Here is a 17237-nt window from a genome sequence, read left to right on the forward strand (position 1 = left end):
CCCCGCCCCCCCCCCCCCCCGCCCCGCCCCCCCGGGCGCCCCGGCCGGCCGCGCGGCGGCGCGCGCGCGGCCCGCCGCGCCCCCCCCCCCCCCCCCCCCCCCCCCCCCCCCCCCCCCCCCCCCCCCCCCCCCCCCCCGGCCCGCCCGCGCCCCCCCCCGCCCCCCCCCCCCCCCCCCCCCCCCCCCCCCCCCCCCCCCCCCCCCGCGCACCCCCCCCCGCCCGCCCCCCCCCCCCCGCCCCCCCCCCCCCCCCCCGCCCCCCCCCCCCCCCGTCCCTGTCTTGGTCGTCGCTTCGCGGGCGTCCACTTATCGTTCGGTTGCGGTCTCCTGGCCTCTTACTGTGGCCGGCCTTTCGTGCGGTTGCCGTCTCCTTGCCTGTCACCTGCGAGGAGTCGGAGCAATCAACTCAACTCGACGTCGTCGGCCCGGACGTACATGACCCGGTGGCCGAAGTAGACCAGGTAGTACTTCGTCGTGCCGACGATGTCGATGTGGTCGTTCGGCGTCGTGATGTCGTAATACCAGGCCTTGTAGTAGTCCGTCGGCACGTTCGTGTCCGCGATGACGTACTCCTGGTCGGCACCCCACACATAGTTGAACGGCGCCACGCCCTGGTCCCACGACGGGTCCGGGTATGCCGACGACTCCGGGTAGGCGCGGCCGTAGACCTGGATGTCCTTGCCGTTCTTCGGCTTCGCCTTCACGCCCTTCTTCAGGATCCGGGCAGTCGGTGACGTCCGCGGGTTGTGGAACCACGACTTCTGGCCGAGGTACCAGATCGCGGTCCAGTCGCCATACACATCGGCGACGACGAAGTCGGTCCCGGCATTGGCGCGCGCACCGACGTCGTCCGGCTTGGTGGTCGACGCGGAACCGTCGGGATGGAGCCCGATGTCCTTGACCAGCGGGGCGCCCTCGTCCGGCTGCTGGTGCAGCGCGACGAAGTTGGTCGCCGGCTGCGGCCCGTCGACGACACAGATCGGCGGGTTGTTGGTGTCACAGCCGGTGACGATCTGTTCGTTGCCGTCGAAGCCCGGCAGGATCCGGATGAGGTCGCCCACCGCGAACTTCTTCTTGGCCTTGGTGCCCTTGTCGAGCGGGGCGCCGAGCAGTTCGAAGTAGTGCTCCCAGTCCCAGAAGGGCCCCGGGTCCCAGTGCATCGACCGGATGCCGGCATTGGTGGTCGCGGGCACCTGGTCGTGGCCGATGATGTGCGCCCGGTCGACCGGGATCTTGTATTCCTTGCACAGGTAGGCGATCAGCCGCGCCGACTTGCGGTACATCGGCTCGGAGAACCACGTCGGTCCCGACACCGCGAAGCCCTCGTGCTCGACGCCGATCGAGTGCGAGTTGACGTACCAGTTGCCCGCGTGCCAGCCGACGTCCGCAGCCTCCAGGTGCTGGGCGATCAAGCCATCGCTGGAGCGCACCGAGTAGTTCCATGCCAGATAGGTCGGGTCCTGGACCAGCTTCAGACTGCCGCTGTAGTAGCCCTCCATGTCGTGGATGACGATGGTGTTGAGCGCGGGGGAGGCGGGCCGGCGGGCGAGATCGTGGTTGCCGTAGTTGCCCGGGTCGGCGCTCAACTGCTCGTAGGGCGCAGGCACCCAGTCGACCGGCAGGTTCTTGGGCGCGTCGATCGGGTATGGCGCGGGCTTCTGCTTCGTGGCGGCCGTCTCGACCCGCCGGGTGATGACCGCACGCTGGGCGGTGACGCTGCCGACCTTGCCGGCCCGCAACTGCAGCTGGACACCCGAGGCCTTCTTCGCCACGCCGGACCGCAGGTCGCTGATCACGTCGTCGGCGAAACTGCGCTGGCTCGCTGCGGTGGCGAAACCGCAGCTGGAGGCGATGGCGGCATACCAGGTGGCCGGGTCGGTGTGGACGCCGACGGCGTGGCCGAGGGTGCGCTGGGCGTCGGCGAGGACCGCGGCGGCGCCCATGATGTTGGCGGCGGTGTCGGTGCGCAGCGTGTCCTTGGACAGACCGGTCAGGGTCGACGCCTGGCCGAGGGTGTCGACGACTCCGGCGGTGTCCGCGCCCTTGCCGGCGGCGGCGTCCCGCTGGGCCTGCGCGGCGGCGCCATCGATCAGGTGCATCGGCCCGTAGCCGAGGCTGGTGCTGGGCCGGCCGGCATGGTCCTCCCAGCGGGTCTGGCCGTAGGAGATCGCGGCCAGGACGGCGGCCGGCACGCCGTACTTCCCGGCTGCCGCGGTGAACTGGTCGTGCTGGTCGACCGCGAGCGCGGGACCGGCGGTGGCGGCAGCGGTTCCGGCGGCGACCGGCACCGCCAGCGCGGCCACCAGGAAGTTGCGACGGGACAAAGGACGACTCATGGTGACTCCGTGATCATCAAGGGGCGATCGGCCCTGCGAGAGCTGACTCTTTCACCTTGCCACTCTGCAACGCGTAAATGGTTTCCAGTGACCGACGACTTCGCCGAGACCATGACCAGGTGACAGTGAAGGCCCGGTCGAGCGCGCTCGACCGGGCCTTCGGTGTCACTCGCGAGGAGTCGACGCGGAGAACTCAGCTCAGCCGCACGTCCTTGGCCTGGACGTACATGACCCGGTGGCCGAAGTAGACCAGGTAGTACTTGGTCTTGCCGACGATGTCGATGTGGTCGTTCGGGGTCGTGGCGTCATACGTCTTGGCCTTGTAGTAGTCCGTCGGCACGTCCGTGTCGGCGATGACGTACTCCTGGTCGCCGCCCCACACGTAACTGAACGGCGAGATGGCCTGCACGTCGGCCGGATCGCTGTATGCCGAGGCCTCCGGGTAGGCGCGGCCGTAGACCTGCACGTCCTTGCCGCGGCGTGGCGTGGCCTTGACGCCGTTCTTGACCAGCCGGGCGGTCGGCGACTTGTGCGGGTTGTGGAACCACGCCTGCTGGCCGAGGTACCAGATGGCGGTCCAGTCGCCATACACGTCGGCGACGACGTAGTCCTCACCGGTGGCGGCACGCGCTCCGACGTCGTCCGGCTTCGTGGTGGACGCCGAACCGTCGGGGTGCAGTCCGATGTCCTTGACCAGTGGGGCGCCCTCGTCCGGCTGCTGGTGCAGCGCGACGAAGTTGGCGGCCGGCTGCGGCCCGTCCACGACACAGATCGGCGGGTTGTTGGTGTCACAGCCGGTCACGGTCTGCTCGTTGCCGTCGAAGCCGGGCAGGATCCGGACGATGTCGCCGACTGCGAGCTTCTTCTTCGGGCGCGTGCCGCGGGACAGCGGGGCGCCGAGCAGCTCGAAGTAGTGCTCCCAGTCCCAGAAGGGGCCCGGGTCCCAGTGCATCGACTTGATGCCGGAGTTGGTGGTGGCCGGGACCTGGTCGTGGCCGATGATGTGCGCCCGGTCCAGCGGGATCTTGTATTCCTTGGCCAGGTAGGACACCAATCGCGCCGACTTGCGGTACATCGGCTCGGAGAACCAGGTCGGACCCGCGGTGGCGTATCCCTCGTGCTCGATGCCGATGGAGTGGGTGTTGACATACCAGTTGCCCGCGTGCCAGCCGATGTCCTTGGCCTCCAGGTGCTGGGCGATCAGGCCGTCGCTGGAGCGGACGGTGTAGTTCCACGCCAGGTAGGTCGGGTCCTGCACCAGGCTGAGCGCCTCGTCGTAGGAGCACTCGGTGTCGTGGATGACGATGGTGTTGAGCGCGGGAGTCACTGGGCGGCGGCCCAGGTCGTGGTTGCCGTAGTCGCCGGGGTCGTCGCCGAGCTTCTCGTAGGGCGCCGGAACCCAGTCGACGGGCAGGTGCTTCGGCGCGTCGATCGGGTATGGCGCCGGCTTCCTCTTCCTGGCGGCCGTCTCGACCCGCTTCGTGAGCACCGCGCGCTGGGCGGTGACGCTGCCGACCTTGCCGGCCGGCAACTGCAGCTTGACGCCCGAGGCGTTCTTGGCGACGCCGGACCGCAGGTCGCTGATCACGTCGTCGGCGAAGCTGCGCTGGCTGGCCGCGGTGCTGAAACCGCTGGTCGTGGCGACCGCTTCGTACCAGCTCGCGGGGTCGGTGTGGACGCCGACGGCGTGGCCGAGGGTGCGCTGCGCGTGCGCGATGACGGCGGCGGCGCCCATGATGTTGGCGGCCGTGTCGGTGCGCAGCGTGTCCTTGGACTGGCCGGTCAGCGCGGCTGCGCGGCCGAGCGTGTCGATGACGTGACCGGCGGACTTGCCGGCGGCCGCGTCGCGCTGGGCCTGCGCGGCGGCGCCGTCGATCAGGTGCATCGGGCCGTAGCCGAGGCTGGTGCTGGGCCGGCCGGCGTGGTCCTCCCACCGGGTCTGGCCGTAGGAGACGGCGGCCAGCACGGAGGCGGGCACGCCATACCGGGTGGCCGCTGCGGTGAACTGGTCGTGCTGATCGACCGCCAGGGCCGGTGCGGCGGTCGCCGCGGTGGCGCCGGCCGCGACCGGCACGGCCAGGGCGGCAACCAGGAAGTTGCGTCGGGACAAAGGACGATTCATCGTGACTCCGTGACCATCAGAGGAAATGATCAGCCCAGGGGAGAGCTGACTCTTTCACCTTGGCACGACGGGACACGTAAATGGTTTCCGGAGAACGGCCAATTTCCCCGGCGCGCCGGCAGGGGTGCGTGCCACGGAATATGCCGGGCAGCGTTCTCGTTTGGACTGTACGTCTGCCAGCTGGCAGAATCATCGGTTGGTCCACCGGTTCACGCGGGCGCACTCAGCGGCTGCGACCCGGAGGGCAGAAGATCGCGAGGAGATTCCCATGAAGAAGGACATTCACCCGTCCTACGGTGAGACCCAGGTGACCTGCACCTGCGGCGCCACCTTCACCACCCGCAGCACCGCCTCGTCCGGCTCGATCAGCGCCGACGTGTGCTCGCAGTGCCACCCCTTCTACACCGGCAAGCAGAAGATTCTGGACACCGGTGGTCGTGTCGCCCGCTTCCAGGAGCGCTACGGCAAGAAGGCCGCCAAGTAGCTTCGCCGCACCGCCGGTCCCACTCTCGAACGAGAGAAGGGGCCGGCGGTTTGCTGTGCCGCCACGCCCGAGCTGACGAAGAAGGCCCACCCATGATCGAGTCCGCAGCAGCCGTCGCCGACGAATACGCCGACCTGGAGCGCCAGTTGGCCGACCCGGCCGTGCACGGCGACCCCAAGACGCTGCGCCGGCTCAACAAGAGGTATGCCGCCCTCGCGCCGACCGTCGCTGCATACCGCGCCTGGACCGCGGCCCGCGACGACCTGGCCGCTGCGCGCGAGCTCGCCGCCGAGGACGACGCCTTCGCCGAGGAACTGCCGGCTCTGGAGGAGGCGGTCACGGCGACCGAGGAAAAGCTGCGCAAGCTGCTGCTACCCCGGGACGAGGACGACGACCGGGACGTCATACTCGAGGTGAAGGCCGGTGCCGGCGGCGCCGAATCCGCTTTGTTCGCAGCGGATCTGGTGCGCATGTACCTCCGGTATGCCGAGCACGCCGGCTGGCGCGCGGAGATCACCGACGGCACCGAGTCCGATCTCGGCGGCTACACCGACGTGCGCCTGACGATCCGTGCCAAGGGTCAACCCGAGCCGGGGCAGGCGCCGTGGGCGAAGCTGAAGTACGAGGGCGGCGTGCACCGGGTCCAGCGGGTCCCGGTCACCGAGAGCCAGGGACGCATCCACACCTCCGCCGTCGGCGTGCTGGTGATGCCGGACCTGGACGACGGGGACGACGAGGAGATCGAGTTCGGCCCGAACGACCTGAAGGTCGACGTCTACCGCTCGTCCGGTCCGGGCGGGCAGTCGGTCAACACGACCGACTCGGCGGTGCGCATCACCCACCTGCCGACCGGCCTGGTCGTGTCCTGCCAGAACGAGAAGTCGCAGCTGCAGAACAAGGAAGCGGCGTTGCGCGTGCTGAAGGCCAGACTGCGCCAGCTGGCGCAGGAGGAACGCGACGCGGAGGCCTCGGCCGCCCGCCGCTCGCAGGTCCGCACCGTCGACCGCAGCGAGCGGATCCGCACCTACAACTTCCCGGAGAACCGCATCGCCGATCACCGCACCGGCTACAAGTCCTACAACCTGGACGCTGTCCTCGACGGCGACCTGGCAGCGGTCATCCAGTCGGCCATCGACACTGATGAGGCGGCGAAAATGGCTGCCGTCGCTGAAGGTTCGACCACGTCGTGAGCGATGTCCGCTCGCTGCTCGCGTCGGCGACCGAGCAACTCGTCGCGGCGGGTGTGCCGAGTGCCGCGGCCGACGCGCGGCTGCTGCTGGCTCACTCCTGGGCGGTGTCGCCGGGGGAGCTGCAGCGCCGGCAGGTGCTTGGCCAAACGCCGGACCACGAGACCGAGGCGCGGTTCCGGACGTTGGTCGACCAGCGAACCGCCCGGGTGCCACTGCAGCATCTCACCGGCACTGCACCCTTCCGCGGCCTCGAACTCCACGTCGGGCCAGGGGTTTTCGTGCCGCGGCCGGAAACCGAGATCGTCGTCGACATCGTGCTCGCAGAGCTTGCCGGGCATGCCGACGCGCGGGTGGTCGACCTGTGCACCGGGTCCGGTGCGATCGCGCTGGCGATCAAGCACGAGGCGCCCGCCGCAGAGGTCGCGGCGGTCGAACTCGACCCGATGGCACACGCCTGGGCAACCCGCAACGCGGAGCTGCTCGGCCTGGACGTGCCCATCGACCTCGGTGCGGCGCAGGAGGCCTTCGCCGGTCGCGAGGGATCCTTCGACGTCGTGGTGAGCAATCCGCCATACATCCCGGTCGGCATGGTGCCGGTCGATCCCGAAGTGCGTGAGCACGACCCGGAGATCGCCTTGTACGGCGGCAGCGACGACGGGCTGCGCATCCCGCTCGAAGTTGCCGACCGGGCGCGTGCGCTGCTGCGTCCCGGCGGTCTCCTGGTGATGGAACACGCTGACAGCCAAGGTCATTCGTTGCCGGGCGCACTGTTGCGACGAGGTTGGACCGATGTCGCGGACCACACCGACCTGGCCGGACGGCCGCGGGCGACGACAGCGCGCAGCCGACCTCTAACCTGACAGGCATGACGGGACGCTGGACGGTGTGGGCGATGCTTCTCGGGGCGATCGTGCTGGAGGTGGGGGCGACGCTGAGCCTGCGCGCCTCCGACGGTCTGCGACAGCTGCTCTGGCTGATCCCGATCATCGTCGGGTATGGCGGCTCCTTCGTGCTGCTGGCCCAGGTGCTGAAAGACGGTATGCCGGTCGGTGTCGCCTACGGCATCTGGTCGGCGATCGGTGTCGCATTGACCGCGCTGCTGGGCAAGGCGATCTTCAGCGATCCGCTCACGACGAAGATGGGCATCGGCATCATGCTGGTCATCGGCGGCGTCGTGCTGCTGGAGAGCGAGTCCGCCCACTGACGGAGCGTGCATAACCGGCAACGGTCGCTGGAACGGCTGGGATCTGGGCGGAGTCACGTGCATAACCGGCAACGGTCGCTGGTTGGGCACGACCTCTGCCGTCATTGGACGATGGTCACCCCGGCGAGCTCGGTGATGATGTCCTCGGCCTGGCGCCCGGTGATGATGGCGCCCTTCAACGCACGCAACCGATCCACGTCGCACGGGCCGAGGGCGGCGCCGCGCAGGTCGGCGCCGTCGAGCTTGGCGCCCGCCAGATCTGCGTGGATCAGCTCGCAACCGTCGAACACCGACGAGCGCAGGTCCGCGCCACGCAGCACCGCCTCGGTGAAGCGGCAGCCGGTCAGGTCCGTGTGCGAGAGCACCGCGGCGGTCAGGTTCGCGGCGAACAGGTTCGAACGGTGCAGCGAGAATCCGAGGCCACGGGTGTGCGGCAGCGCGGCCCCCATCAACCGGCAGCCGGTGAACGTCGCCCCGCCGAGTGACGCGCCGTCCAGCCGGACCTCGTCGAGCACGCAGTCGGTGAATGTCACCTCGGTCAGGGCGGCATCCCGCAGGTCCGAACCGCGCAGGTCACACCGGACGAGAGTCAGCGGTGTCTCGGCGCGGGCCAGCACGTCGCGAAACGCCGGCCCGTCATACACCTCGTCGATCAGCTCCATGGGTGGCGAGTTTGTCAGGTGCTCGCGACAACGCAGCGGACCTCGCGAGAGCACAACAATCGAAAAAGTCTACTTTTGCTAGAATTTCCTCATGAAGACGATCACGGTGGGGCAGCTCCGACAGAACCCGACGGCCGCTCTCGACGAGGTCGAGAGGGGTGAGACGTATGTCGTGACGCGCCATCGCCGCGAGATCGGTCGCCTCGTGCCGCCCCCGCGTCGCAGCAAGGTGTCCGCGGAGGACTTCGCGGCGGCCGTGCAGACCAGCCCGCTCGCACAGGACTGGGCGGCAGAGATTGCCGAGCAACGTCGTGACGCCGACGACGTACCCAACCCGTGGGATGCGCGGTGATCGCACTCCTCGACACGAACATCTTGATCGCCCGCGGCACGCCGGACGAGCCTGCGCCCGACCTCTCCGGCTTCGACGATCTCGCGGTGAGCTCGCTCACGTGGGCGGAGCTCACGAAAGGGCTGCACACGACAGGTCAGCTGGCGGTGTTCAAGGAGCGATTGTCCAGACTGACCGCATTGCAGCGCACTTTCGGTGCGGGACTGCCGTTCGACGACGCGTGCGTGAGCGCCTATGACACGATCCTCGCCAGAGTCGCAGCGACGGGCGGGTCGGCTCGTTCCCATGTGGTGGACCGGATGGTCGCCGCGACGGCGATGGCACATGGGTGCGTGCTGGTTTCGCGTGATACGAACGGTTTTCGTGGGCTGGAGGACCTGCTCACTCTTGAGGTTCGCTGATGGTCGGATCGATAACCGGTTGCCCCCGGCACTACGCGACACGTTGAATCGCGCGCATGGTGGACGTTCGCGAATTGAGGGCCGACGACCCCGCACTGGGTGCCTGGCGGGACGCGATCCGAGCCGCACACCTGGCCGGCCGGCAGGCGTCGTGGTGGGAGTCGCTGGAGTCGATCGGGGTCTATCTGGCACGTGACTCCTCGCGCGTCGCGCGCCACGCGATCGGTGCCTTCGAAGGAGGCTCCTGCGTCGGCGGCGCGGAGGTCACGCTGCCGCTGCAGCAGGACACCGAGACCATTGCCGTTGAGCTCGGTGTCGTGCCCACGCATCGCCGTCGCGGCGTCGGTTCGGCACTGCTGGCGTACGTCGAAGGCCTTGCGGCACAGCGGGGTCGCACCATTCTGCAGGCGGAGTTGCACGTGCCGGCCGACCGGAGGCTGGAGGACACCGACGGCGGTCGCTTCGGGTTGCGCCGTGGCCTGCGATCGGTCAGCACCGAGGACCGTTTCCTGCTCGACCTGCCGGTCGACGAGTCGCGTGTGGCGGCGCTGGGCGGCGGCGAGGACGGTTACCGGGTGCTGTCGTTCGTCGATCGAGTGCCGGGCGAACACGTCGTGGAATGGGCGCGTATGGCGACGCACATGAACGAAGACGTCCCGGTGGGGGAGCTCACCCACACCCCGGAACAGATCGACGTCGACCGGATCCGCCGCGCCGAGCGCGACTTCGGTGAACAGGGCTGGACGCGGCTGCGTTCCCTGGCACTGACCCCGGACGGGCTCGGCGCGGGATACACCGAGATGTTCGTGTCCCGGTATGACGCCGAGTTCGCCATACAGGACGACACGTTCGTCGACCGGGCGCACCGCGGACATGGGCTCGGCGCGCGGCTGAAGCTCGCCAACCTGCGCAACCTGGCCGAGCACGCGCAGCGCACCGGAGGGACGTGGCGGTGGGTGCAGACCTACACCGAGCAGCACAACGGCGCGATGCAGCGCACCAATGAGGCGCTCGGCTTCCGCCGGGTCGACGTCCTGCACGAGTTCGAAGGCCCTGTCGGTGGGCGCGACTAGTTTTGCTCCATGGCTATCGCACGCACTCCGAACACCGTGATCGACTGTCCCGACCCCGGGCAGCTCGCGACCTTCTACGGCAAGCTGCTCGACTTCGACGTCAAGGTCGACGAAGACAACAGCTGGGCCGACATCCGCAGTGGTGACTGGCCGCCGATCAGCTTCCAGCAGGTCGACGCCTACCGGCCGCCGCAGTGGCCGGGCCAAGAGCACCCGCAGCAGATGCATCTCGACGTGGAGGTCGACGATCTCGACGCGGCGGAGGGGCCGACCATCGAGCTCGGCGCGACCAAGCACGACGACCAGCCCAATCCCGCCTCGTTCCGGGTCTTCCTCGACCCCGCCGGACACCCGTTCTGCCTGTGCGCTGCCTGACGCAGGACCCTGCACCGCACCACTGAGACACCACCGACGGCGCTCGGTGCCATCTGACACACTTGCCCGAGTGAGCCCTGTCTTCGATTGCAATCTCCCGGAGTCCCGGGGCGTTGGTGTCAGCACCGCCGCCGAGGCGATCTTCCGCGGCGAGTGCGTGGTCATGCCGACCGACACCGTCTACGGCATCGCAGCAGATGCGTTCAACCCGACCGCGGTGGCGCAGTTGCTGGAGGCCAAGGGGCGGGGTCGCGACATGCCGCCACCGGTGTTGATCCCGTCGCGGCAGACCGTCGACGGACTCGCGATGTCCGTGCCCTCCTACGCCGGCCGGTTGATGGACGCCTTCTGGCCCGGCGGCCTCACCCTGGTGTTCCGCGCGCAGCAGTCCCTCGCTTGGGACCTCGGCGACACCAACGGCACCGTGGGTCTGCGGATGCCGGACGACGAGATCGCGCTCGCACTGCTGGAGAGCACCGGTCCGCTCGCGGTCAGCTCGGCCAACCGCACGGGCAAGCCCTCGGCGACCACCGTCACCGAGGCCGGCTTCATGCTGGGTCACTACGTCGACATCTATCTCGACGGCGGTGAGCGCGGCGCCGACACCTCCTCCACCATCCTGGACTGCACCAAGGCCGACCCGGTCGTGCTGCGCGAGGGCACCATCAGCAACGACCAGCTGCAGAAGGTCCTCGGCGACGTGGAGCTGATCACCGGCCGCGCGATCAATTCACCGGTCGACGACATTCCGGACGACAGCCAGGACGACATTCCGGACGAGGTCCAGCACGACGTCCAGCACGACGTCGAGGACGACATCCGCGACGACGTGCAGCACGACGAGGCGGCGGCCGTGGATCTCGACAAGCCGGCCGATACGCCGGCTGATGCGTCTGCCAGTACGCCTCCAGTGACCACCCGCGACGACGAATAAGGTGTCCGACATGACCACCCCCTTCTACGGCTCCGACTTCGACGCGCTCGAGCAGTTCGACCCGGACATCGCCGGTGTGCTCCTCTCCGAGCTCGACCGCATCCGCAGCGGCCTGCAGCTGATCGCCAGCGAGAACATGTCCAGCCCCGCGGTGATCACCGCACTCGGCTCGACCCTGACCAACAAGTACGCCGAGGGCTACCCGGGCCGGCGCTACTACGGCGGCTGCGCCGAGGTCGACAAGGCCGAGACGCTGGCGATCGAGCGCTGCAAGGCACTCTTCGACGCCGACCACGCCAACGTGCAGCCGCACTCGGGCGCCAGCGCCAACCAGGCCGTCTACGGCGCGTTCCTCAAGCCCGGCGAGACGATCCTGTCGATGTCGCTGCCGATGGGCGGGCACCTCACGCACGGCACCAAGGTCAGCTTCTCCGGCAAGTGGTTCAACGCGGTCAACTACGGCGTCGACAAGGAGACCGAGGACATCGACTACGCCGAGGTCGAGCGCCTGGCCAAGGAGCACAAGCCCAAGGTCATCCTGGCCGGCGGCTCGGCGATCCCGCGGTTGATCGACTTCGAGTTCTTCCGCAAGCTGGCCGACGAGGTCGGCGCGATCTTCTGGGTCGACGCCGCCCACTTCATCGGCCTGGTCGCCGGCAAGGCGATCCCCAGCCCGGTCCCGTATGCCGACGTCGTCTCCTTCACCACCCACAAGGTGCTGCGTGGCCCGCGTGCCGGCGCGATCGTCTGCAAGGAGGAGCACGCCAAGGCCATCGACAAGGCCGTCTTCCCGATGATGCAGGGCGGCCCGCAGATGCACTCGATCGCCGCCAAGGCGGTCAACTTCAAGGAGTGCGCGACGCCCGAATACGCCGCGTACGCCCGGCAAGTCATCGCCAACGCACAACAGTTGGCGGCGTCGCTGGGGGAGCACGGCATCCGCCCGACCACCGGCGGCACCGACACCCACCTGTCCTTGCACGACCTGCAGGGCATCGGCGTCACCGGCGCCGACGCGGAGCAGCGGGCCGACGCCGCAGGCATCGTCCTGAACAAGAACGCCATTCCCTTCGACCCGGCCAAGCCGAACATCGCCTCCGGCATCCGCGTCGGCTCGCCCTGCGTCACCACCCAGGGCATGGGCACCGAGGAGATGAAGTTGATCGCCGACCTGATCCACACCGCGATCACCGAGGGTGACGGCGACCCCGAGCACGCGGCGGCCAAGAAGGTGCGCGCGCAGGTCACCGAGCTCGTGGAGCGTTTCCCGGCATACGCCCGCTGACGCTCCGTGCGGGAATATCTGCTCATCGCGATCGTCGCCGCGGCGATCACCTTCATCACGACCCCTGGCATCCGGTGGGCGGCGGTGCGCTGGAACGCCGTCACACCGGTGCGTGGGCGTGACGTGCACACGGTGCCGATCCCGCGGCTGGGCGGCGTCGCCCTGCTCGTCGGTTTCGCGGCGTCGATCCTGGTGGCCCGCCAGTTGCCCTACCTGGGCAGCAAGATCGACTACACCAGCCTGCTGTGGGTGCTGGCGGCGGCGGCGATCGTCACGGCGCTGGGCGCCATCGACGACCTGCGCGAACTGGATCCACTGACCAAGGTCGCCGGCACGATCGTCGCGGCGCTGGTGATGTCGGTGCTCGGCGGGGTGCAGCTGCTCTTCCTGCCGATCCTGGGCACGGCGACCTACTTCCCGCAGTCGGTGCTCTTCGCACTCACCGTGCTGGTGGTCCTGGCCACCACGCAGGCGGTCAACTTCGCCGATGGCCTCGACGGCCTGGCGGCGGGCACGACGGCGATCGCCGCGACGGCATTCTTCATCTGGAGCTACGCGACCCGCCAGAACTACGACTACGGCGTCTTCACCCTCGCCACCTTCATCTCGGCGGCGGTCGTGGGCTGTTGCATCGGCTTCCTCCCGCACAACTTCCACCCGGCCAAGCTCTTCATGGGCGACGCCGGGTCCTTGCTGCTCGGCCTGCTGTTGTCGGCGGCGCTGATCTCCTTCACCGGCAACTTCGACCCCGCCGGCGACCAGGCGCGCACTTCGACGGTGGCGATCCTGCTGCCGATCGCGCTGCCGGTCCTGGTGCTCGCGCTGCCGGTGCTGGACGTGCTGCTGGCGTTCGTGCGCCGCGGCGGCAAGTTCTGGCATCCGGACAAGAAGCACCTGCACCACCGGCTGATGCGGATGGGTCACCCGCACCGGCAGGCCGTGCTGCTGCTCTACCTGTGGTCGGCGTCGGTCGCCGGGGGAGTGCTGCTGTTCAACTTCCTGTCCACCCCGGTCGCCGCCGCCGTGCTGATCGGCCTGATCGTGCTGTGTCTCGGCCTCACCCTCGGCCTGCCGCGACTGACCCGCTGATCGAGTCCGTGGTGCAACGGCCGTGATCGCTGAAGGAGCGCCCCGACGCGCGAATTTCCCTCGGAAGCGGCGCTTGTGATAACTTTCACAAGCAGGACGAAGAGGTGATTCGAAGCCTCGAACGCCTCGAGTGAGACGCTCTTTCGACGCCCATGCATCACGCAGATTGGTACGAGCCCATGACGGACTCCCGACCGGAAGTTGCCCCGGCACCCCCGGCCGTTCCGTTCGCGACGATGTTGCGAGCGGGCATCGTGGCCAACGCCGTCTGCCTCCCCGTGCTGACGATCGTCTTCTGGATCCTGAACGGCCCCAAGGGTGGCGCCAGTGCCGCGATCGGCGTCCTGGTCGCGCTCGTCTTCTTCGCCGGCGGCCTCGGCATCCTGCAGCGCGTCCCGAACGACAACACCATGTTGCTACTGGCGAGTGCGCTGGCGGTCTACCTTGGACAGGTCATCTTCCTCGGCATCATCATCCTGGCTCTGTCGGAGCGGGACTGGATCGATGGCTGGGCGTTCGGGCTCTCCGTCCTCGTGACGGCACTCGCCTGGCAAGTGGCTCAGGTCACCGCCTACGTGCGTGCGCCGAAGGCGGTCTATTCGGAGCTGTCCGGCGCGACCGAGGGGAGCACCCGATGAGTGGAGCGATGGGCGGAGCGATGAGCGAAGACCGTATGCCGCAGCAGCACGACACCACCGAGACGCCGCGCCAGCACCGGCGCGACGGCCTCATCGGCACCTTCCTGGCCAGTTCCGCCGACTGGAAGACCGAACGTCCCGGCATGACGGAGTCCGTCGGGGTGAGCGCCCTGAGCTACCTGCTGAGTGGACCGGTACTATTTGCCCTGATCGGCTACGGACTGGACCGACTGCTGCACGTCGGTTTCCTGGTCCCGGTCGGCCTCCTCGCGGGGATGGCCTTGTCGATCTACCTGATCTGGTTTCGGTACGGTGCGCAATGACAGCCTTGTTTCAGCTGCCGGCGCGCGTCGTGGCTGAGCGACATACCTCGCCCAGCGAACACAGCATCAGACCAGAATTCCCGACCAACCTGAAAGAAGACTGAGGAGCGCCTGTGAGCTTCAGCCCACTTGCTGCGGTGAAGACGGACACGTTCGAGCCGCCGAACCCGCAGGAGTTCTACCAGCGGTTCTTCGGCCACGGCGACTGGTCGTTCACCCGACCGATGGTGCTCTTCCTGATCGTCGGCGTCGTCGTCTGCGGTTACCTGGTGATGACGACCCGCAAGGCGGCCATCGTCCCGAGCAAGGGTCAGTGGCTCACCGAGCAGATCTACGCGCCGATCCGCAACGGCATCGCCCAGGACATCATCGGCACCAAGGAATTCCTCAAGTACGTCCCGTTGCTCTTCGCGGTGTTCTGCACCCTGCTGCTGAGCAACCTGATGAGCGTCATCCCCTTCTTCCAGTTCCCGCCGACCGGCCGGGTCGCCTTCCCGATCGCGCTGACGCTCTTCGTCTACGTGATCTACCAGGCGATCGCCTTCAAGCGGAAGGGCGTCATCGGCTACCTCAAGAGCCTGATCCCGCCGGGGCTGCCGCTGTGGATCCGGCCGATGATCCTGGTGCTGGAGATCATCACCTACTTCGTCACCCGCCCCGTCACGCTGGCGCTGCGACTCTTCGGGAACATGTTCGCCGGCCACATGCTGCTGCTGCTGTTCATCACCGGCGGTGAGTTCATGCTGCTGCACCAGAACGGCTTCCAGTACAAGATCTTCGGCATCGGGTCGTTCCTGATGGCGGTGCTGATGACCTTGTTCGAGATCCTGATCGAGTTCCTGCAGGCCTACATCTTCACCCTGCTGGCGGCGACCTACATCGCCGACTCGATCGCCACGGAGCACTGAGCGCCACCGCGCGAGTGCACTGCACGGACCCACAACCGAATACGCACCAACCACACACTTCCGGTCGGTCCCACCGGCCGGAGCAATGAAAGACAAACTCAGAAAGAGAGACCATCGTGTCAGGCAACATTGCGATTCTCGGCTACGGCCTCTCCGCCATCGGCCCCGGTGTCGGTATCGGTCTGATCTTCGCCGCCTACATCAACGGCGTTGCGCGCCAGCCCGAGGCCCGCGGCATGCTGCAGTCGATCGCCATTCTGGGCTTCGCGCTCGCCGAGGCGCTGGCCATCTTCGGTCTGGTCCTCGCGTTCGTCTTCAAGTCCTGAGCGCGACGCCATACCGCAAGCCATCAGCCCAGTCTCGTAGGAGAGAGTCATGCACAGTGTCGCCCTAGCGGCGCTCGCCGCCTCCAGCGACCACTCCGTCGCCGAGAGGGCGCCGATCCTGCCGCAGTGGTCGGAGTTGATCTTCGGCCTCGTCGTGTTCGCGGGCATCCTGTTCGTCATCTGGAAGAAGGTCGTTCCCAACCTGGAGAAGGCCTACCAGGAGCGGACGGCTGCCATCGAGGGCGGCATGGAGCAGGCAGCGGAGGTGCAGAAGCAGGCGGAGGAGGCCAAGTCGCAGTACGAGGCTCAGCTCGCCGACGCCCGCGCCGAGGCCGCCAGCATCCGGGAGGACGCCCGTTCGCAGGGCGCGCAGATCATCGCCGAGATGCGCGCCCAGGCCAACGCCGAGTCCGAGCGCATCATCGACAGCGCGCACAAGCAGACCGAGGCCGAGCGTCAGCAGGCCCAGGTCGAGCTGCGCAGCCACGTCGGTCGGCTGTCGACCGACCTGGCCGGCAAGATCGTCGGTGAGTCGCTGGAGGACGAGGCCCGCCAGCGCGGCATCGTCGAGCGCTTCCTGGCCGACCTCGAGTCCGGTGACGTCAAGCCGGAGAAGGTCGGCACGACGCCGAACGAGGGTGCCTGATGCAGGGCGCTTCGCGTGGTTCGCTGCTGACCGTCCGGCAGGAGCTGAATGCCTCGCTGGAGTCCGGCGCGGACGCCACCGCGCTCGGCGATGAGCTGTTCGCCGTGTCCGGGGTGCTCGGGTCCAGCGCGTCGCTGCGGCGTGCGCTGACCGACCCGACCGCCGAGGAAGCCGGCAAGGCGTCGTTGGTGGACCGGCTCTTCGGCGGCAAGGTCAGCGACGCCGCCGTGCAGTTGCTGCGTCGCGCCGTCGGCCAGCGCTGGACGGACGAGCGGGACCTCGGTGACGCGCTGGAACAGCTCGGGGTGGAGTGCACGCTCACCGCCGCCGAGCGCGCCGGTCGCATCGACGCGGTCGAGGACGAACTCTTCCGCTTCGAACGCACCGTCGCCGGCGATGCCGGCCTGCGGGACGCACTCGGCGATCGCCGTCGCTCCGGCGAGGACAAGGCCGATCTGGTCGGCCGGCTGCTCGAGGGCAAGGCCGCTCCCGAGACGGTGCGTCTGGCCCGCCAGGCTGCCGCCAACCCCGGCGGTCGCCGCGTCGAACGCGTGCTCGAGTCGTATGTCGCAGTCGCCGCGCAGCTGCGCGACCGGCTCGCCGCGACCGTCACCTCGGCCGTGGAGCTCAGCGAGGACGACCGGTCCCGACTGGGCCACGCGCTGGCCCGCGTCTACGGCCGTCCCGTCCAGCTCAACGTCATCGTCGACCGGCGCATCGTCGGCGGCCTGCGGGTGCAGGTCGGGGACGAGGTCATCGACGGCACGATCGCAACCCGACTGGAGGAGGCCCGCCGCGCCATGGCGGGCTGACACCGCGTCACACCACAGGCACGAGACACCTTCCGGCATACCGACGCTGGAGCAAGACCTAACGGGCCGTCGGGTCC

The 17237-nt window shown here is 68.6% G+C and carries 20 protein-coding genes; 17 read left to right on the plus strand and 3 right to left on the minus strand.

Annotated features, from left to right (window positions below; all coding sequences use genetic code 11):
• Positions 1 to 401: 401 nt before the first annotated feature.
• Together ACTHL4_RS10260 and ACTHL4_RS10265 are read right to left on the minus strand one after the other, a co-directional pair.
• Positions 402 to 2336, minus strand: a complete 1935-nt coding sequence (locus ACTHL4_RS10260; RefSeq protein WP_440282661.1) for an N-acetylmuramoyl-L-alanine amidase — start codon at positions 2334 to 2336, stop codon at positions 402 to 404.
• A gap of 193 nt (positions 2337 to 2529) precedes the next feature.
• Positions 2530 to 4458 (minus strand): N-acetylmuramoyl-L-alanine amidase, encoded by a 1929-nt coding sequence (locus ACTHL4_RS10265; RefSeq protein ID WP_440282662.1) that lies wholly within the window; start codon positions 4456 to 4458, stop codon positions 2530 to 2532.
• A 268-nt stretch (positions 4459 to 4726) separates the two neighbouring features.
• Between ACTHL4_RS10265 and rpmE the strand changes: the two genes are divergently transcribed.
• From rpmE to ACTHL4_RS10285, 4 genes are all read left to right on the plus strand, one after another.
• Positions 4727 to 4942: a 50S ribosomal protein L31 gene (rpmE, locus tag ACTHL4_RS10270; protein ID WP_440282663.1), complete on the plus strand. Its 216-nt coding sequence runs from the start codon at positions 4727 to 4729 to the stop codon at positions 4940 to 4942.
• Positions 4943 to 5034: 92 nt separating this feature from the next.
• Complete coding sequence (prfA, locus tag ACTHL4_RS10275; protein ID WP_440282664.1) at positions 5035 to 6132, plus strand: peptide chain release factor 1; 1098 nt, start codon at positions 5035 to 5037, stop codon at positions 6130 to 6132.
• A complete protein-coding gene (gene prmC / locus ACTHL4_RS10280) occupies positions 6129 to 6992 on the plus strand; it encodes a peptide chain release factor N(5)-glutamine methyltransferase (protein ID WP_440282665.1) in 864 nt (287 codons plus the stop codon). Before prfA ends, prmC begins: the two co-directional genes overlap by 4 nt.
• A 5-nt stretch (positions 6993 to 6997) precedes the next feature.
• Positions 6998 to 7336 carry a DMT family transporter gene (locus ACTHL4_RS10285; RefSeq protein WP_440282666.1) on the plus strand — a complete coding sequence of 113 codons (339 nt, stop codon included), beginning with the start codon at positions 6998 to 7000 and terminating at the stop codon, positions 7334 to 7336.
• 101 nt (positions 7337 to 7437) lie between these two features.
• On the opposite strand, the gene ACTHL4_RS10290 is transcribed toward ACTHL4_RS10285, so the two are convergent.
• A complete protein-coding gene (locus tag ACTHL4_RS10290; RefSeq protein ID WP_440282667.1) occupies positions 7438 to 7998 on the minus strand; it encodes a pentapeptide repeat-containing protein in 561 nt (186 codons plus the stop codon).
• 91 nt (positions 7999 to 8089) lie between these two features.
• Between ACTHL4_RS10290 and ACTHL4_RS10295 the strand changes: the two genes are divergently transcribed.
• The 13 genes from ACTHL4_RS10295 (at position 8090) to ACTHL4_RS10355 (ending at position 17160) form a co-directional block, all read left to right on the plus strand.
• Positions 8090 to 8350 carry a type II toxin-antitoxin system Phd/YefM family antitoxin gene (locus tag ACTHL4_RS10295; RefSeq protein WP_440282668.1) on the plus strand — a complete coding sequence of 87 codons (261 nt, stop codon included), beginning with the start codon at positions 8090 to 8092 and terminating at the stop codon, positions 8348 to 8350.
• Entirely contained in the window at positions 8347 to 8751 is a 405-nt protein-coding gene (locus ACTHL4_RS10300; protein WP_440282669.1) for a PIN domain-containing protein, read from the plus strand. Before ACTHL4_RS10295 ends, ACTHL4_RS10300 begins: the two co-directional genes overlap by 4 nt.
• Before the next feature lie 56 nt (positions 8752 to 8807).
• Positions 8808 to 9824 (plus strand): GNAT family N-acetyltransferase, encoded by a 1017-nt coding sequence (locus tag ACTHL4_RS10305; RefSeq protein ID WP_440282670.1) that lies wholly within the window; start codon positions 8808 to 8810, stop codon positions 9822 to 9824.
• Between the two features lie 9 nt (positions 9825 to 9833).
• The gene (locus ACTHL4_RS10310; protein WP_440282671.1) at positions 9834 to 10199 is read left to right on the plus strand and encodes a VOC family protein; all 366 of its coding nucleotides are present in this window, start codon (positions 9834 to 9836) and stop codon (positions 10197 to 10199) included.
• Between the two features lie 70 nt (positions 10200 to 10269).
• A complete protein-coding gene (locus tag ACTHL4_RS10315) occupies positions 10270 to 11133 on the plus strand; it encodes an L-threonylcarbamoyladenylate synthase (protein ID WP_440282672.1) in 864 nt (287 codons plus the stop codon).
• 10 nt (positions 11134 to 11143) lie between these two features.
• Complete coding sequence (gene glyA, locus ACTHL4_RS10320) at positions 11144 to 12418, plus strand: serine hydroxymethyltransferase (protein WP_440282673.1); 1275 nt, start codon at positions 11144 to 11146, stop codon at positions 12416 to 12418.
• Between the two features lie 6 nt (positions 12419 to 12424).
• Positions 12425 to 13507, plus strand: coding sequence for an MraY family glycosyltransferase (locus ACTHL4_RS10325; protein WP_440282674.1), 1083 nt, complete (start codon positions 12425 to 12427; stop codon positions 13505 to 13507).
• A 179-nt stretch (positions 13508 to 13686) separates the two neighbouring features.
• Positions 13687 to 14145 (plus strand): hypothetical protein, encoded by a 459-nt coding sequence (locus tag ACTHL4_RS10330; RefSeq protein WP_440282675.1) that lies wholly within the window; start codon positions 13687 to 13689, stop codon positions 14143 to 14145.
• Positions 14146 to 14165: 20 nt separating this feature from the next.
• A complete protein-coding gene (locus ACTHL4_RS10335; protein ID WP_440282676.1) occupies positions 14166 to 14468 on the plus strand; it encodes a hypothetical protein in 303 nt (100 codons plus the stop codon).
• A 113-nt stretch (positions 14469 to 14581) separates the two neighbouring features.
• Positions 14582 to 15376 (plus strand): F0F1 ATP synthase subunit A, encoded by a 795-nt coding sequence (gene atpB / locus ACTHL4_RS10340; protein WP_440282677.1) that lies wholly within the window; start codon positions 14582 to 14584, stop codon positions 15374 to 15376.
• Positions 15377 to 15492: 116 nt separating this feature from the next.
• On the plus strand, positions 15493 to 15702 hold the full coding sequence (gene atpE / locus ACTHL4_RS10345) for an ATP synthase F0 subunit C (RefSeq protein WP_440282678.1): 210 nt from the start codon (positions 15493 to 15495) through the stop codon (positions 15700 to 15702).
• A gap of 49 nt (positions 15703 to 15751) precedes the next feature.
• Positions 15752 to 16348 (plus strand): F0F1 ATP synthase subunit B, encoded by a 597-nt coding sequence (locus ACTHL4_RS10350; protein WP_440282679.1) that lies wholly within the window; start codon positions 15752 to 15754, stop codon positions 16346 to 16348.
• Entirely contained in the window at positions 16348 to 17160 is an 813-nt protein-coding gene (locus tag ACTHL4_RS10355; protein WP_440282680.1) for a F0F1 ATP synthase subunit delta, read from the plus strand. The genes ACTHL4_RS10350 and ACTHL4_RS10355 overlap by 1 nt, the downstream gene beginning before the upstream one ends.
• The last annotated feature ends 77 nt before the right edge of the window (positions 17161 to 17237 follow it).

The organism is Flexivirga sp. (assembly GCF_051955415.1).
In the GTDB taxonomy this organism is placed as follows: Bacteria; Actinomycetota; Actinomycetes; order Actinomycetales; family Dermatophilaceae; genus Flexivirga.

Coding starts and splice junctions, on each gene's coding strand:
- ACTHL4_RS10260 (WP_440282661.1), bottom strand. CDS start 2,336: ATGAGTCGTCCTTTGTCCCGTCGCAACTTCCTGGTGGCCGCGCTGGCG.
- ACTHL4_RS10265 (WP_440282662.1), bottom strand. CDS start 4,458: ATGAATCGTCCTTTGTCCCGACGCAACTTCCTGGTTGCCGCCCTGGCC.
- rpmE (WP_440282663.1), top strand. CDS start 4,727: ATGAAGAAGGACATTCACCCGTCCTACGGTGAGACCCAGGTGACCTGC.
- prfA (WP_440282664.1), top strand. CDS start 5,035: ATGATCGAGTCCGCAGCAGCCGTCGCCGACGAATACGCCGACCTGGAG.
- ACTHL4_RS10285 (WP_440282666.1), top strand. CDS start 6,998: ATGACGGGACGCTGGACGGTGTGGGCGATGCTTCTCGGGGCGATCGTG.
- ACTHL4_RS10290 (WP_440282667.1), bottom strand. CDS start 7,998: ATGGAGCTGATCGACGAGGTGTATGACGGGCCGGCGTTTCGCGACGTG.
- ACTHL4_RS10295 (WP_440282668.1), top strand. CDS start 8,090: ATGAAGACGATCACGGTGGGGCAGCTCCGACAGAACCCGACGGCCGCT.
- ACTHL4_RS10305 (WP_440282670.1), top strand. CDS start 8,808: ATGGTGGACGTTCGCGAATTGAGGGCCGACGACCCCGCACTGGGTGCC.
- ACTHL4_RS10310 (WP_440282671.1), top strand. CDS start 9,834: ATGGCTATCGCACGCACTCCGAACACCGTGATCGACTGTCCCGACCCC.
- glyA (WP_440282673.1), top strand. CDS start 11,144: ATGACCACCCCCTTCTACGGCTCCGACTTCGACGCGCTCGAGCAGTTC.
- ACTHL4_RS10330 (WP_440282675.1), top strand. CDS start 13,687: ATGACGGACTCCCGACCGGAAGTTGCCCCGGCACCCCCGGCCGTTCCG.
- ACTHL4_RS10335 (WP_440282676.1), top strand. CDS start 14,166: ATGAGCGAAGACCGTATGCCGCAGCAGCACGACACCACCGAGACGCCG.
- ACTHL4_RS10350 (WP_440282679.1), top strand. CDS start 15,752: ATGCACAGTGTCGCCCTAGCGGCGCTCGCCGCCTCCAGCGACCACTCC.
- ACTHL4_RS10355 (WP_440282680.1), top strand. CDS start 16,348: ATGCAGGGCGCTTCGCGTGGTTCGCTGCTGACCGTCCGGCAGGAGCTG.